Source organism: Halomonas sp. BC04 (assembly GCF_000568385.1).
Genome location: NZ_AZQX01000158.1, coordinates 1 through 15,765 on the forward strand (window position 1 = coordinate 1; position 15,765 = coordinate 15,765).

Consider the following 15,765-nt stretch of genomic DNA (forward strand, 5'->3'; position numbering starts at 1 on the left):
CTGCACGATGACCACCCGTCGATGATCATCGCTCCAAGGCCCGATGGTGATGTTGCCGCCGTACTGGAACGCAGCCGGGCTTGGCTCCCCCGAGTCCACCTGGAGAATCCAGGCGGCACTGTGTGCCGCCCCCGTGGTGACCACGGCGAGCCAGGCAGCGTCCGGCGAGAGCGAGTGATGACAGCGGTTGCGATGGTAAGAGCGGGCGGAAACCTGTGTAACGTCATGAAGCCTCCTGATGCTGAGTTGAATGCTTCATCTTCACGGTAGTGCAGGCGTCCGTGAATACCTGAAAACCTTTGGAGCTAATGAGAAGGATGAGTAGCAGAGAACCGAACGCAAAACACGCGCCCTATCCGCCGATCTTGGCACCCGTCAAGCAGATCATTCCACAAGTGGCAGGAGCAGGATCTGATCCCCGTTCTCATCGAAAGTGACGGTAGGCTGCCACCCCTGCACACGATAGAAACCGTAAGCCCGGCAGCTCGCCTCGGACGAGGCAGCCAGCCAAAGCGTCTGGTGCCCAGACTCGCGTAGCTCTTCCACGACTCTGCTCAAGAGCGCCTTGCCGACACCCAAGCCCTCATAATCCGGCAGTACGGCCAGGACGAGGACCTCGCCGCAATCTGGATCGCCACTGCAGAAGCCGACTATTGAGGTGTGGTGCTCGCAAACGTAGCTGACGAGCTGACCCGATTCCAGAGCAGCAGCGACGGATGCCACGGTGATGCCAATCGCGGCGAGGCGCTCGCGAGGGATGGCATTCTCTCGGGTCCGCTCCCGCACGGAGAAGAGCGCTTCGATGTCATGCTGCTGTGTCTGTCGGAAAATCAACACGCGGGCTCCGTGCATCGCGAGAGGACATCACTTGACGGATACACGCATACAGCCGAGCCCCAGGGCCTGGCTCCACCGGCACGCGCGGCTCTGTAGAGGGAACGAAGCCACAACGCAATAACCGTCGCCGCGCCCTGCCTTGTTAGACAATCCATTTTGACATGATCCTCGATTGCGTCTCATAGCCATCGTTAGCGTAAAACGACATCGCCCGCTGGTTGAATTCCATGACCTCCAGGCGAATTTCATTGGCGCCTTGCTTCGCGGCCCACTCCTCCGCTTTGGCCATTAAAAGGCGTCCAATCCCGGCATGCCGATGCCGTACATCAACGACGATTGTGCCAACTCGACAAACCATATGGTGAGATAGAAAGGGCACTTCATAATTATTCGTAATGGTAGCCGTGATCAAACCGACAAGCTTCGCATCCAATTGCGCGGCAATAAACAGCTTCTCGATATCGTTGACTTTATTTCGCCAATAGTCTGACTCCTGGTCTTCCGGGATAGCAAACACACTCGGAGCATGTTCGTGATGCTCCGAGTTTATTTGATAAAGCAAGCGCGAAATTTCTCGCAGATCGCTGTCCTTTGCATTTCGAATGTTCATCGATAATTTCATTATACTAGCATTGTTCACTCTAGTGCGAGGAACGAGCAAACCGAGCGGATCTAAACCAGGGGGAAGGTCAGTTGCACTATCCCCCGCATTTCTCGCGGGCATCGACTCTCTCCTGCTAGGGAGTTATCGATGCGTGTCCACTAGAGTGGGGGAAGTCCATGGTCGGGTTTAAGCTGTGGTTGGGCTCTTGCTGCACCCTAGGCGAAACTCTCGTCTAGTGTTCATTTCTTTGGAAGAACCCCATTATTGGCTTCAACCTCTTGGCTTCTGCTTTCAAAAAATACCAAAAGATGAAGCAGATCTGTAACCGGCACGCGGGAAGCGTTACCCTCGTAATGGTATCGCCATTTGACGAAAGCCCCATCAAATTGCCTGAGCCAGTCCCCTAAATCCTGACCCGGACGCTCTTCGGCAAACTCTTGCTGCAACCAGGCTTGGACTTTCCTTGGCAAATCTTTGTACAGCTTGGACGGTTGATGGGCCTTAGACAACACCTCCGTGACCATGTCCTCGTAGCTGACAAAGCCAGGCTCAACCTCGTACCCAACCTTGAATACAAGTTGAGCATTGAAACTTTTCAAGTACAGCTCAATGGCGAGGGCACCGTTGACAACTAAAGGGGCTGGCCCTTCAGTGCTCCACGCCCCCGAATATAAGGTATCTACCATCCATTTGAACTGCCTGGCAACATGCCGGACGGCACCGCTCTGGATTTCATTGATCTTCATATCATTCATAGTACCGCTGCCCAACGCCATTGTTCAGCGGAAGCCTTGGCAGAGCGAAACGGCGACAAGGCTGTCCGGTGGAGGGCCGAAGGCCCGGAACGAACTGAAACTATTGGTTAGATTGAGACAACCGCCCCAGATAACGCCTCGATCTCAAAACCACGTGTTTCTAACCGAGCCTGGCTTTCCTCACCAGCCCAATTACTAATTCGCCCCACATTGAGGACGTTCAGCCCTGCATTTTCAATGTGACGAACGATCCCCGCCTCGTAGCGACACCTCAGCGTCTTATCAGCTTTTTTATCGCCAGTTAGCGGAACCTCGGCGAAAAAGAGGCACATATTATCGACAAACTCGTTGTTGAATTTTTCGCGGTCAATGTGCGCAAAACGGGAAATCATTCCATCCCCGGGCCGGTGCATCAGAATACTTTCGTTTCGACGGAGTCCATCCAAACAATGAGCTTGGTAGTTCCCCCTCAAACAATCTCTTCGGTGAGTCCTATGTCGGGACGCTATGTTTACAGCTTCACCCACGTAGTATGCCCGGTAGAGCGATTGATCGACGTGGACACACCAAATATAAAAACCATTTACCGAAGCATCTGGACGATCGACAATTGAGTTGTCTCCGCGGAAACTGAACGGACCACGAACTTCCAATGTTTCCATTCAACTCTCCCAATCTAACGCCCAACTCAGCGGGCAATTTTTGCGCAGCGAAAATTGATCCGCTGCAGTTGATTGTTAGGAGCCTTACCAGCAGTCGCTCTGCATGTCATTTTTATAGCCCTGATATTCTGAAACGCCTGCTGCCGAACCTTCCAAGATGATTGCCATCGCTCCCACCACCTCCTTCAGATTCCTCAGGTTGACTCTCGGAGAGTCCATTTGAAGAGAGTTATTTCCATCAAAATCCTTTGGATATCTAAAAGTCGTCGAACGTGGATCGACTTTCTCAAACTGATTAATTAAGCTGTCAAATGCCACTAAGTCATCTTTACTACCGTCTGGCCATAGCTCGACTAGAATATCGCGCACCTTTGACCACAACTTAGATAGTTGATGTTCGGACTTTTGCTTATGCTCTATATCAAGCAGGCGATTGCCATCGTGCAACAAGGACTTTAGCCTAAGCTCAATATAATGCCGATACAGAAATACAATCGGAAAAATCAGCGAATCAGCAGAGCCGCTGCGATCAGCCACAGAGTTCACAAGAGAATCTCCTGCCTCTTTGTATCCGACGATGTAAAGCTCTGTTGGATCGTGATACCAATCAAGACAAGCATTCATCCACCAGTCTTCAGCCTCAATAAAAAGCTGATCATCGCCCTTAAGCTTCCTCATTCTTCCGCCTAAGAGATCATCGATGCTGTCTGACATTTCTGCCTCCTAACGCCAAGCTCAGCCGAGGAGGCGCGACAGCGCCGACGTCGGCTGGAGCGACGTGTTATACGAAACCCTACCCATTAACCAGAAACTCATTAACGATATCCCTTACTTCCCTAAGTTCGTAACGCTCAGCAGAATTCAGATACTTTGATATGGACTCGGCAACATCATCGGCCACACCCTCTTTCTTTGCCTTCTTTAGTAGCGGCAATATTCGACCTCGCACACCGTCCAAAGACGAAATTTCTCTCACTCGATCATGAAACATTTTGTAAGCCTGGTCGGTTATTGGATTCCCTTTTGGCGTTGTTCCATATACTTCTTCGCTTCTCCCCTCACTTAGGAACCCAAATTCAGCATTGTTTGCAGCCAACTGATCAGCAAGACTGATACTGCCCTGTATGTTATGCCTATCGCGCTCTATATCTTTACAGATGCTCCATATAGCAAAAAGTGCTGCTTGGGAGTATTTTTCTTCTTTTTGCAGAAACACTCTCATTTGATCCGCAATCTCTGCTTGTGAAAATACGTCCGTGAATTAAACGTTCATTTCATTGATAATTTTCCATCCCTCGTCATTTCTATTTGCAAGCTGCAAGTACATAGGGAGGCGCAATCGCTCTTTAACCATGAGGTTGTTTGCACTCTCAAGAGAAAACGCCTCTCTGAGCTTTTCACATGCCTCATCGTATTTTTTCTCTTTCTTTAAAGCAGTTGCCTCCTTGAGCATTTCCCTTGCCGGATTTACCTCGCTATTTAAGGTAACGCTTGCGCTCACTACGGCGCGAGTCTCCTTCTTGTTGTTTGAAAGGATATTCTTTATAAAGTCAAACACGTACACCCCCTTCTTGCATCGTATAACGCCGCGCTCTGCAGCAATTTTGGAGGCGAAGAATGCGCCGGAAAAATTGTCCGTAGCAGCGCATTGTTATGCCAGTTCCCTTTCTACAACCTTGACATTGAACCCCTCTGATACCTCGGGCGGCTCAAAGTATCCAGTTACCACCCTGAAGACTTCCTCAGTGTCGAACTGTGCTCGTTCAGGTTGCTCCTTTTGCCGCTGCTTTAGCTGCTTTAGACAAATCTCGTCATCTACCGCCAAATGGTACAGTTCGTGAGGTATCCCGCGTTGCGAGTATATATCCTTGAACCAAGTCCTTTGCTTTTTTGTATTGCCGGGAAAGTCCAAAACCACAGTGGTACCAGCCATGAGTATTTGTTCAACGTGTGATCTGAGCACTGGCTTAAGACGATACGAATAGCTGATGTAGTCGTTGAAATCTTTGATCTCGCCAGGGAAAAAGGCAGCAAGCCATTCATCCTCAGAAATAAGTACAGCCCCTCGCTCACGAGCAATTTTGGCAGATAAAGTGCTTTTGCCAGCTCCCATTTTCCCGCAGAAAAATATCAGTGTTCCGTACGATCTCACGGCTTACTCCTGATGCATAACAACGCCTTAACTAACCGGCGTCAGCGAAGCTGGCGTCCGGTTCAGTGACTTGTTGGGCGGCCCAATTATGCACCAAAATTTCAGCGCCCCCTGTTGCGTGCGACGAATTTTTGTCTGCAGACTAGGATGAGGTGGGGGACAAAGTGTGCTGCAGCTATGGGAATAAGCACTAGGGACATTTCATCCCGTTGCAGAACTACGAAGTACACGATGGCCAAACAGAGAATTACACCAAAGGTATAGAACATCCCACAAATCGCTGCTGCAAAAAGAACCTGCAACCATTTGCAAGCTGGCTGCTCTAGCGATCCACCAATCTCTGAATTCACCTTACCCTGAACAAGGAAAAACGTATACAAAGCTATTGGTCCAATGGATAGGGCCAGCGCGCCATCCCATTCTCCTGAAACAAGCCATAGAGCAACAAAGAAGATAATGCTTGCAATCATTGCGACTGACATTGACTCCTCCGCTTAAGGGATGATAGCGCCCAACGTCCCCAAGCAGCGGCATATTTTTGTGTTTTGAGCGAAGCGAAGCAAAAATATGCCCCACTGCCTTGGCTGGTTATATGTTGACACCCTCTGGCAGAGCATTGATACGGACAAGCCTCCTTTCACTTGAATCCCAAGCTATTAAATATGGCTGTACGCAACTTGGGTTCTCGGAGATTAATCTAGACACAGCTCCGCCATTCCCATTTAAAAATTCAGCCATGGATTTGATGTACTCATATGTTGCTTCTTCAAATTCCTCATGGCTCCAATCCGTTACATATAGAAACTTAACCCGCTCATTGTTCACACCAACACAATAGAGAGCTAGTATCAATGAATATTTCGTGTCAGGCGATTTTTTCTCAGATGATGTAACTATTAGTGATCGATACTTTGCACCTTTGCCAAAGTATTTTTTATACACGCCCAGCAGTGCGTTTTTAATATACGGATAGCAGTCTTCCGCGGCCTTGTCCCCGAGCTTCTTGACGAACGCTCCTCCAAATACTAGCGCTATAGAGGTGAAGCCTAGTAAAAGCAAGGATGCCTGCGGCCCCCTCCTTGGAATCTCATGAAATTCTGCATCTTGACCAAAAGAAGCAACAGCGGCTTTCAGTTGGTCGGTAGCTTCGGTGTCTATATCTTCTTCTACCGCAACATTCAAGAGTTCTTTATTCACCACTACTCCCCGTACATATAACGCCCGGCTCACGCGCCGGTTTGGAGCCGCGAAGCAGCGGAAAATCGGTCGCTGTGCAGCCGATTGTTACAAATGATCAACCTGTATTGTCATCTAGAATAAAATCAATCGTCTCTCTTATCTCTGGAGACGCATTTACAACTTTAATTTTTTTATAAGAAGACATCCCTAAACTTTTAATAGGAGAGGCAAGCAAGGCACTCAAAAAGCTATGTGGAGAGCTTGTCACGTTATCGAAATCTAATAGTATTGATTGGCCTTTCTTTAAGGCAGGAAACAAACGTCTATCCCGGAAATTTATTGCTTCTTCCTTATTTTCTGCGAAGCTGCCAAAGTAATTGCTAATGCTTACATAATACCGTTCATCAACTTCCATCTGGCTTGCTTTTTTCTGCTCTCGTTCAGCTTCCTCACGAAACTCTTGCATCATCTTGTAGAGAACAAATGTGGTATTGGCCTCTAATTTCAAAGTAACCAAAACAAATGTCCCAGGCCAACGATTATCTAAGATCTTGCCAGTCACGTCTCGTGGAGAAACATGAACGACACCTTCGCCAGAAACAACATACATATCTGCATTAAGCCGACGAACAATATTTGAAGAAATATAAAGCCCCATTCCGGCGTTGTTTTTGTCGGTATAGGGGTTGTTCACACCAAACGTGCCTGACCTTTGGGCCTTGAGAGATAGCTTGATTGCCTCTACATCACTATCTTGGCCGGGATATGCTTGCTCAATATGCTCCTTAATCCCAACCCCCGTATCTGCAATAATAAAGTGAATTTCGTTATTTTTCTTATACCATGTAAACTGACTTATCGCTGGGATTTGACGATTCCTTATCTTCTCGCCACCATAATTCCTTCCGTGCTCTAGTGCATTATATAAAAGTTCACTCAAAACATACCGCAAGGTACTTGAGTACTCTACGTTAAAGCCATCAGTATAAGTATCAGCTGTTTCAATTACCGACTTGAAATCATCGTTATTCCTTACGGCAAGCAATGGTTTTAAGCTGTTCCCTTTAAACTGCTGCTTCTCTGATAAGAGTACCGGAAAAGTTCCCCTTGCCCCCATCATTCGCCAAAGAGCACTAGCGCCATTGTCTTCGTCAGACTCAATAAAAGTAACTTTACATCCTTGGGCTTTTAGCTTCCAAGCATAAAGGACTATCAGCGAAACGGCTTGGTAGTTGGCCGCTAGACACTTCCTTAAATCAATTCTTACTGGGACATCCTCTAACCCCCAGTCAAAAAAACTTAAAACATGATTAAAATCAACAATATCATGTTCTTTGAATGCAAACCTGTTAGGAAGCTCAAGGGATACCGTTTTCTCTCGCTCGATTTGCTTTTTCAAAGGACTAAGCTGATCTCGTAATGTCATAATTTCCATCTTATTTGTAACAGTGATTGAACTGCACGTCCTGATATTGGATGAACACTCCTGCGCGTTCAACAACTTTATCTGACGCGCTTAACTTCTTCCAACGCTTTTATTTTACTTGCACCTAAGCATAGCTCGGCCACCTATGCAGAATTCGCGTGCATGCACGTTTTGTCCGAACCAATATACTGTATGCGGATCTGCTGATCTAAAGATGCTAAGCATGGAGGCTCACTCTTGAGCCCAAAGCTTATGGAAAAGTTAAAGGCAACCCATTGAGTAAAGCCCGCCAGCCCCCGGATCAAGAAGACCTACGATAGATTGCGTGTGCGGGACAATGGCTTGGCCAAGATGAGTAGCCGGTTGGATTGATCCGAGAATTTCAGGGACGCTACCGCCCTGCTGGCAGAATGGATGATGTTTCTCGTCATCCCTAGTGCGGCATCCCTGAGTGCATCTTGGTCACATGAGCCATCTTCTGCGGCCTTTACCTAACGTAACCAAGGAAAGCGTTGAGGGCAACGCCCAGGTATGAGATCGGGTTGCCGCACTCTGAGTGTCGATATCAGCGCGCTGGGAGCCTGAACAATCACAGTATTTTCATACCGACTTGACCACAGGCAAGAACGTTTACAATAGACCAAGGGCGCCATCCTGCTCGGTTCCGCCTGCCTTGTCCTGGCAGCTGAGGAGCACAACCCGGCCGAGCCTACTCCGGAGCTGCTCACGGCGCTGCACCAGGGTCGCTTCGTGCTCTATCTGCGCCATGGGCCGACGGACACGAGTGTTCCCGACCAGGTGCCGGTCGACCAACTCGAGAGCCTCCTTGGCGCGGCGACGGTGAACTGAACCCGACGCTTTGCCCAGGATTTCATCCGCCACCCCTCGCTCCACTCCATTCTGAAATCTTTTTCCATGTTGGCCTAAGACCTTGGTCGAAACACACCTGTCCAAGTGGTCAAATGTTGGCTAGGCTGTCACCACCCTTGGTTGACCAAGTGGTCAGTATAATCGAGCGCCCTGGATTGAGAGCCGAACTCCCCTTCTTTCCAACAACAATGGGATCACCGATATGGAACCGAACTCCTCCTCCCTTGCCGACAAGAGCGGCGCACGGTCCGATGAACGGATCGCCGGGCCTGCCAACTGGCTGGACCACTATTTCGGCGTGACGCGACGCGGCTCGTCGCTGCGCACCGAATTCCTCGCCGGCATCGCCACCTTCCTGGCCGCCATGTACATCATCGTGGTCAATCCGGCGATTCTCAGCGACGCCGGCATTCCCTTCTCCGCCGCCCTTTCGGCCACGGTGCTGATCAGTTTCATGAGCAGCCTGGCCATGGGCCTCTATGCCCGCAACCCGATCCTGGTGGCGCCGGGTATGGGCATGAACGCCCTGTTCACCTACACCCTGGTGCAGGGCGCCGGCCTCTCCTGGGAAGTGGCTCTGGGCTGCGTGTTCTGGTCCGGGGTGCTGTTCGCCACACTGGCCATGTTCAACGTCCGCAAGGCGATCATCGAGGCCATTCCTCCTTCGCTGCGCTATGCGATCACCTGCGGCATCGGTCTGTTCATCACCTTCATCGGCTTCAAGAATGCGGGCTTCATCGTCGGCAGCGACGCCACCCTGGTCACGCTGGGCAACATGGATGCCAGCATGGTCACCTTCTTCATCGGCATGATGGCGACGGCGATCCTGGTCATCCTGCGCTTCAACGGGGCGCTGATCCTGGGCATCGCCCTGACCACCCTGCTGGCATCACCCATGGGCCGGCTGTGGGGCGGCGACGTGGTGGTGGAGTGGAGTGGCCTGGCGGCCTGGCCCGACTTCAGCGCCGTGATGCAGGTGGACATCTGGGGCGCTCTGAAGGTGGCCTACCTGCCGTTCATCTTCGTGATGCTGTTCACCAACTTCTTCGATGCCCTGTCCTGCTTCATGGCTCTCTCCGAGTCCGCCGACCTCAAGGACAAGATGGCAACCCGCGCAACCTGAAGCGCTCCATGACCGTCGATGCCTTCGCATCGATGATCGCCGCCCCGCTGGGTACCAGTGCGGCCCAGACCTTCATCGAATCCGGTGCCGGCGTTGCCCAGGGCGGCCGGACCGGCCTGGTGGCGGTGACCATCGCCCTGCTGTTCCTGCCGTTCCTGTTCCTGTCGCCACTGCTGTCGTTGGTGCCCGGTATCGCCACCGCGCCGGCACTGGTGCTGGTGGGACTCTTCATGCTGGCGCCGATCAGCAAGATCGAATGGGGGAAGTTCGACCAGGCCTTCCCGCCTTCCTGGCCATCATCCTGATGCCGCTGACCTACTCGATCACTCTTGGTATCGCCTTCGGCTTCCTCAGCTTCGTGGTCATCAAGCTCTTTACCGGCCGCATCACGGACATCAAGCCGGCCATGTGGGTCTCCGCAGCCCTCAGCGTGGTAATGCTGGTCACCACGCACTAAGGACAAGCTGGTGGCCAGGGAGGCCATGTTCCGGAAGAACCGTCAACGACAAGGGCAGCCTTCAAGGCTGCCCTTTACGTTAGCTATTCTGCCCGCGCTCACGCCGGCATTGCATGACGCCATCCAGGATACGAAACAGGGAAAGCGCCGCCCAGGCGCCGGCAAACAGGCCTGGGAGCAGGTAATCCGCCCGCGTCAGCACCCAGAAGTGGACAATGCCCAGCGCCGCCGATAGATAGATCAAGCGGTGCAACCAGTGCCAGGCACGGTAGCCCATGGCCTTCTGCACGCGGCGAAAGGAGGTCAGCGCCAGGGGCACCAATAGCGCCAGCCCGGCGGCGCCATAGCGGATGTAGGGCAGCTCGATCATCTCCCGGCGAATCCATGGCCAGTCCCAATACTGGTCCAACCCCATCCAGGCAAGCATGTGGGCGACAAGCCAGAAGAAAGCCCACAGGCCGATCTGGCGCCGTGCCGCCATGAAGCCGATCCAGCCGGTGAAGCGAAATGCGGGACTGAAGGCGATGGTGATCAACAGCAGCGTCAGCCCCGTCTTGCCGGTAAAGTGCACCACCGCCTCGCCGGGTACCGCACCCAGGTCGCCGAAGAACCACTGCCACGCCAGCCATACCGCCGGGGCACTGCAGCCGACCAGGACCAGCCACCGGAAGGCCATGATGGCTCCTGGACCAGACGGCACTTGCCGAGATGCACCTTTCCGAGACGTTCCTTTCCGAGCCAGCATGCCGCGCTCCATCAACTCCTCATGCTCACAATTCCTCACACTCAATAGTGGCGATGCAGGTCCATGTCCGCATAGAGATGAGCCACCTCATCGGCGTAGCCATTGAACATCAGGGTCTCGCGCCGACCACTCTCGCCGATACGCCGCTCACGGGCCTGGGACCAGCGCGGGTGGTCCACCCCGGGATTGACGTTGGCGTAGAAGCCGTACTCCTCGGGATTCCGGTCATGCCATGACGTCGTCGGTCGCTCCTCGACCAGCGCGATGCGCACGATGGACTTGATGCTCTTGAAGCCGTACTTCCAGGGCACCACCAGCCGGATCGGCGCACCATTCTGATTGGGCATCACCTCGCCATAGAGTCCCACGGCGAGCATTGTCAGCGGATGCATTGCCTCATCGATCCGCAGCGCCTCCCGGTAGGGCCATTCGATGATCGAGCGGCGCTGCCCGCGAAGGTTGTCGGGGTCGTGTATCGTCTCGAAGACGACATACTTTGCCCGTGACGTCGGACCATGACGCTTGAGCAGGTCGGCCAGGGGGAAACCGGCCCAGGGAATGACCTTGGACCACGCTTCCACACAGCGATGCCGGTAGATGCGCTCTTCCAGCATCTGCCCCGCCAGCACATCCTCGAGGGCAAAGGTTCCCGCCTTGTCCACCTCCCCCTCGATGGCCAACGACCAGGGATCGGTGACCAGACGATGTCCATAGACCTCCGGATCCCGTTTGCCAGTGCCGAATTCATAGAAGTTGTTGTAGGTGGTGATATCACGCAATGAAGTCGGCGCCTCGCCATTGGCCAGATCGGAACTCGCCAACGCCTCCTCCAGCCGCCCCTCCAGCTTCGATTGCCAGGCCTTGGCGTCGGCCGACCAGAGCAGTCCCGGCGCCGCGGCCACCGCGCCCAGCGCGGCTCCCTGGCGCAGGAAGCGGCGACGTGAATCCAGCAACGGCTTCGGCGTCACCTCGGACTCGGGAATTCTCGGGTAGCGGTAGCGGATCATGACCTCTCCTGTCGACAGTCACGAAAAGATGAATACCTAGCGATGCCAACTTGTACAGCAGCTGTCCACCATTATCACCTATAGCAAAGCAAAACTTGACCTGCCTCAACAAGCACCCTTTTCCGAGTATTTTACTAGGTTGATATGCATCAAGACTAAGGAATAAGCTCATTCCAGGATATGGGGGACTAACCTGTATCGCGTGACTACCAGGGAGATCATCATGGAATATCAAAAAACTGTACAACCGGCGAAACTCATCGTTGCCGTGGCACTGGGCGGGGCCCTTGCCTTCGGCGGTTCGGTCCTGGCCGACGACGGCCTCGGCGACTATCGTGACCGCTTCGAGCCGCTGCCCTACTTCCCACCAATTCCCGCCCACAACTCCCTGACCCCCGAGAAAGTGGAGCTGGGCAACATGCTGTTCTTCGAACCGCGCATCTCCTCCAGCGGTGTCATCAGCTGTGCCACCTGTCACAACCCGGCGCTCGGCTGGAGCGATCGCATTCCCCGCGCCACCGGGCACGATGGCCAGATCGGCGAGCGCAATACGCCGACGGTGCTGAACTCCGGCTTCCTGGGTTCACAGTTCTGGGACGGCCGCGAGCCCGACCTGGAAGGCCAGGCACTCGGCCCCATCGAAGCCGATATCGAGATGGCCATGGACCTCGACATGGCGCTGGAGCGTCTGGAAGAGTTCGAGCTCTATCAGAAGAAGTTCGCCGAAGCTATCCGGATGACGATAACCCGATCAATGCCGACAACCTGGCCATGGCCCTGGCCAGCTTCCAGCGCACGCTGAATACGCCAAACTCACCGTTCGACCGCTATCTGCACGGTGACATGGAGGCGCTCAACCAGCAGGAAAAGGATGGCATGGTCGCCTTTGTCGAGAGCGGCTGCGTGGCCTGTCACAGCGGCCCGGCACTGACCGACAGCAACTTCCATCGCATCCAGGTGCCCGGCTCTACCGACGTAGGTCGCTATGAGGTCACCGCCGATGAAAATGACATGTATCGTTTCCGCACCCCGACCCTGCGCAACGTCGGCGTCACCTATCCGTACATGAACAACGGCGCAACCGAGACACTCGAGGAGGCCGTCGCCATCATGGGTACCGAGATGCTCGGCCGTGATTTCGACGACGAAACCATTGCCGATATCACCGCCTTCCTGCACACCTTGACCGGCGAAATGCCTGACTTCGAGGTACCGGCGCTGCCATAACGCCACGCCACAACAGGACCATTTTCTGGCTCCCGGGGAAACCCGGGAGCTTTTTCATGCGCTCTCGGCCAGCTTCCGGTGCAGGTCGAGACGGCGGGTATCGCTCATGAAAGCCGCCTCGATGGCAGTACCGGCCAGTTGTATGAAGGTCTCCCGGGACCAGTCGAATGCGTCGTGGCAGGCCAGGTAGTTGTCGAGGACCCCACCGCCGAAATAGGCCGGATCGTCGGAGTTGATGGTCAGCCTGAGGCCCGCCTCCAGCAATCGCGGCAAGGGGTGATCCGCCATGCGCTCGACGACCTTGAGCTTGACGTTGGAGAGCGGGCAGACGGTGAGCACGACGGCCTCGTCACGCAGCCGAGTGACGAGTTCGGGGTCTTCCAGGCAGCGCACGCCATGATCGATGCGGCAGACATCCAGCAGGTCAAGCGCTTCACGGATGTACTCGGGGGGGCCCTCTTCGCCGGCATGGGCGACCCGGGGAATGCCTAGCATACGGGCACGCTGGAACACCTCGACGAACTTCGAGGGGGGATGCCCCCGCTCGGCGCTGTCGAGTCCCACGGCATCGATCATTTCCCAGTAGGGTGCCGCACTTTCCAGCACCTGCATGGCCTCTTCGGCCGGTCTGTCGCGCAGGAAGGCCATGATCAGCGCCGTGGACATGCCCAGCTCCCGCTCTGCATGGCGCTGGGCAAGACTCAGCCCCTCCATGACCACATCGAGCTCGATACCGCGCACCAGATGGGCCTGGGGGTCGAAGTGCATCTCCACGTGCACCACGCCTTCGCCATGGGCACGATGAAAATAGTCCATGGCCAGGTCATGGAAGTCCTCAGCGGTTCTCAGCACGCTCATGCCCTGGTAATAGAGATCGAGGAAGCCGGACAGGTCGTCGAACTCATAGGCCGCGCGAACCGCCTCTACCGAATCGTAGGGCAAGGAAATGCCGTTTCGTTCAGCCAGGGCAAACATCAGCTCTGGTTCCAGCGAGCCCTCGATATGGAGATGGAGCTCGGCCTTGGGCAGCCGCTGAAGGAAGTCACGCATTTGTCACCTCATCGTCAGTTTTTCTTCATCCTGATCGATGCGAGCGCGTTGCGCAATCGGTCAACCGCCCCTCATGGAGGCGTTCATGACGGGTGATACCCGGCGGCTCGAAGTCCCCGCCATCCAGCTGATGCACCAGATAGAGCACCGTACGACCGGCGAGCCACTCGTCCAGGCGCAGCGCGAGCCTGGCCGCCATATCGGCATCCAGCCCGGCAAAGGGTTCGTCCAGGATCACCAGCCCCGGGTCACGCAGCCACAGACGCGCCAGGGCGAGACGACGTGCCTGCCCCCCCGAGAGCTGACGCCCTCCCTCACCTACACGGGTGGCCAGGCCCTGGGGCAACGACTCGGCCCATACCGCGAGTTCCACCCAGGCCAGTGCTCGCCAGAGATCGGACTCATCGGCATCGGGATCGGCAAGGGACAGGTTGTGCGCGAGGCTGTCCTGAAAGAGATCGACCCGCTGGCCCAGGATGGCCACTCGCTCACGCAGCGACCGCTCCTCGATGTCATGGAGTGCACTGCCACCCAGCCATATCTCGCCGGCGGTCACTGGCAACTGGCGCGTCAGCAGCGCCGCCACGCTGGACTTACCCGCTCCGGAGGCGCCCGTCAGCGCGAGCCGATCACCGGCGGATAGCGCGAGGTCGATATGCTCCAGGGCCGGCTGTAGCGCGCCGGGATAGCGCAGCGTCACCCCGCACAGGGCAACCGACAACGGCCCGGCCGGCAGCACCGAGCTACCTGAGTTCGTGCCCTCGCCCCCGGATGCCGCCAGTGAATTGAGCCGTTCGGCGGCGGCGCGGGTCGCCCCCAGGTGGGTGAAGGCCACGGGCAGCAGCGCCAGCGCCTCACCGGTGGCCAGCACCGCCAGGGGCAGCATGACCATCACGCCCCGCTGATATTACCCTGCTCCCAGGCCAGCGCGGCCAGCCAGAGTGCGGCCAGCATGGCGAGCCCGACCAGCAGGTTGACCAGAGACGTACCAAGGCCGGACAGCCGCCCCAGCGTACGCTGGACCTGCTGCAGCTGAGTCTCGCGCTGCAGCAGCAGGCCGCGATGGGCGTCGCGGGCGCCGTAGCTTCCAGCTCCGCCTGGCCCTGCAGATGCTCGATGGCCTGGCTGCGCAGGCGCTGCAGGTGGTTGACCTGGCTATGGCTTGGCGCCATTCCCAGCCAGGCCTGCCCGGCGGTGAGCCAGAGCCAGGCGGACAGCAGCAACGCCGCCACCGCCAGGCCCGCCACGGGCACCCAAAGTGCCAGGAAACCGGACAGCAGCAGGATCGCCAGCAGCGCCACGAGCGGGGGGGCCAGCAGACGCAGGTAGAGGCTGTCCAGGGTATCGATGTCGGCGGTCAGCCGGTTGAGCCAGTCGCTGGCGCGTCGACGGGCCAGGGTTCGCTCATCGAGCCCCGCCATCACGGCAAAGAGCGTGCCACGCAGGTCCGCCAGCAGCCGCAATACCGTGTCATGGTTGTAGAGTCGTTCGACGTAGCGCGCCACGGTCCGGGTCACGGCGAAGGTGCGTATCCCGCCGCCGGGCACGTGAACGTCGAGGCTCACCGCGAGCCCCGCCGCCAGCGCCATGCCAGTCAGGGCGCTGGCGGTGATGAACCAGCCCGAGAGCGCCAGCAGGCCGATGGCGGAGGCGAGGGTGAGCCCCAGCAGC

The 15,765-nt window shown here is 55.5% G+C and carries 16 protein-coding genes and 3 pseudogenes; 3 read left to right on the top strand and 16 right to left on the bottom strand.

What is annotated here, in order from left to right; translation table 11 throughout:
* Positions 1-384: 384 nt before the first annotated feature.
* The 11 genes from Q427_RS11180 to Q427_RS11220 form a co-directional block, all read right to left on the bottom strand.
* On the bottom strand, positions 385-837 hold the full coding sequence (locus Q427_RS11180) for a GNAT family N-acetyltransferase (protein ID WP_231613640.1): 453 nt from the start codon (positions 835-837) through the stop codon (positions 385-387).
* Between the two features lie 142 nt (positions 838-979).
* Entirely contained in the window at positions 980-1,447 is a 468-nt protein-coding gene (locus Q427_RS11185) for a GNAT family N-acetyltransferase (RefSeq protein WP_043513859.1), read from the bottom strand.
* 233 nt (positions 1,448-1,680) lie between these two features.
* Positions 1,681-2,196: a hypothetical protein gene (locus Q427_RS11190; RefSeq protein ID WP_155833537.1), complete on the bottom strand. Its 516-nt coding sequence runs from the start codon at positions 2,194-2,196 to the stop codon at positions 1,681-1,683.
* Positions 2,197-2,303: 107 nt separating this feature from the next.
* Positions 2,304-2,858, bottom strand: a complete 555-nt coding sequence (locus Q427_RS32215; RefSeq protein ID WP_197030605.1) for a hypothetical protein — start codon at positions 2,856-2,858, stop codon at positions 2,304-2,306.
* Between the two features lie 84 nt (positions 2,859-2,942).
* A complete protein-coding gene (locus Q427_RS11200) occupies positions 2,943-3,572 on the bottom strand; it encodes a hypothetical protein (protein ID WP_043513865.1) in 630 nt (209 codons plus the stop codon).
* Positions 3,573-3,651: 79 nt separating this feature from the next.
* On the bottom strand, positions 3,652-4,080 hold the full coding sequence (locus Q427_RS31255) for a hypothetical protein (protein ID WP_155833538.1): 429 nt from the start codon (positions 4,078-4,080) through the stop codon (positions 3,652-3,654).
* A 39-nt stretch (positions 4,081-4,119) separates the two neighbouring features.
* Entirely contained in the window at positions 4,120-4,416 is a 297-nt protein-coding gene (locus Q427_RS11205; RefSeq protein WP_155833539.1) for a hypothetical protein, read from the bottom strand.
* 93 nt (positions 4,417-4,509) lie between these two features.
* Complete coding sequence (locus Q427_RS11210; protein WP_043513869.1) at positions 4,510-5,010, bottom strand: AAA family ATPase; 501 nt, start codon at positions 5,008-5,010, stop codon at positions 4,510-4,512.
* A gap of 101 nt (positions 5,011-5,111) precedes the next feature.
* The gene (locus Q427_RS11215; protein ID WP_043513871.1) at positions 5,112-5,492 is read right to left on the bottom strand and encodes a hypothetical protein; all 381 of its coding nucleotides are present in this window, start codon (positions 5,490-5,492) and stop codon (positions 5,112-5,114) included.
* A gap of 106 nt (positions 5,493-5,598) precedes the next feature.
* The gene (locus Q427_RS31260; RefSeq protein WP_155833540.1) at positions 5,599-6,207 is read right to left on the bottom strand and encodes a hypothetical protein; all 609 of its coding nucleotides are present in this window, start codon (positions 6,205-6,207) and stop codon (positions 5,599-5,601) included.
* A 97-nt stretch (positions 6,208-6,304) separates the two neighbouring features.
* Positions 6,305-7,615, bottom strand: a complete 1,311-nt coding sequence (locus Q427_RS11220; RefSeq protein ID WP_043513873.1) for an STAS-like domain-containing protein — start codon at positions 7,613-7,615, stop codon at positions 6,305-6,307.
* Positions 7,616-8,687: 1,072 nt separating this feature from the next.
* Here Q427_RS11220 and Q427_RS11230 point away from each other — a divergent pair.
* Positions 8,688-10,065, top strand: a pseudogene (locus Q427_RS11230) (NCS2 family permease).
* Between the two features lie 79 nt (positions 10,066-10,144).
* Here the strand turns inward: Q427_RS11230 and Q427_RS11235 are convergent.
* Entirely contained in the window at positions 10,145-10,741 is a 597-nt protein-coding gene (locus tag Q427_RS11235; RefSeq protein ID WP_043513877.1) for a sulfite oxidase heme-binding subunit YedZ, read from the bottom strand.
* A 110-nt stretch (positions 10,742-10,851) separates the two neighbouring features.
* Entirely contained in the window at positions 10,852-11,817 is a 966-nt protein-coding gene (msrP, locus tag Q427_RS11240) for a protein-methionine-sulfoxide reductase catalytic subunit MsrP (protein ID WP_043513880.1), read from the bottom strand.
* 418 nt (positions 11,818-12,235) lie between these two features.
* Here msrP and Q427_RS36845 point away from each other — a divergent pair.
* Together Q427_RS36845 and Q427_RS36850 are read left to right on the top strand one after the other, a co-directional pair.
* Positions 12,236-12,600 (top strand): annotated as a pseudogene (locus tag Q427_RS36845) (cytochrome-c peroxidase); the annotation flags it as partial.
* Positions 12,601-12,693: 93 nt separating this feature from the next.
* The gene (locus Q427_RS36850) at positions 12,694-13,044 is read left to right on the top strand and encodes a c-type cytochrome (RefSeq protein WP_231613642.1); all 351 of its coding nucleotides are present in this window, start codon (positions 12,694-12,696) and stop codon (positions 13,042-13,044) included.
* A 54-nt stretch (positions 13,045-13,098) separates the two neighbouring features.
* Here the strand turns inward: Q427_RS36850 and Q427_RS11250 are convergent, their stop codons facing one another.
* From Q427_RS11250 to Q427_RS33910, 3 genes and pseudogenes are all read right to left on the bottom strand, one after another.
* On the bottom strand, positions 13,099-14,094 hold the full coding sequence (locus Q427_RS11250; protein ID WP_043513883.1) for an adenosine deaminase: 996 nt from the start codon (positions 14,092-14,094) through the stop codon (positions 13,099-13,101).
* A gap of 25 nt (positions 14,095-14,119) precedes the next feature.
* Entirely contained in the window at positions 14,120-14,980 is an 861-nt protein-coding gene (locus tag Q427_RS33905) for an ATP-binding cassette domain-containing protein (RefSeq protein WP_231613641.1), read from the bottom strand.
* Positions 14,949-15,765, bottom strand: a pseudogene (locus Q427_RS33910) (hypothetical protein); the annotation flags it as partial. The gene Q427_RS33905 and the pseudogene Q427_RS33910, both read right to left, overlap by 32 nt.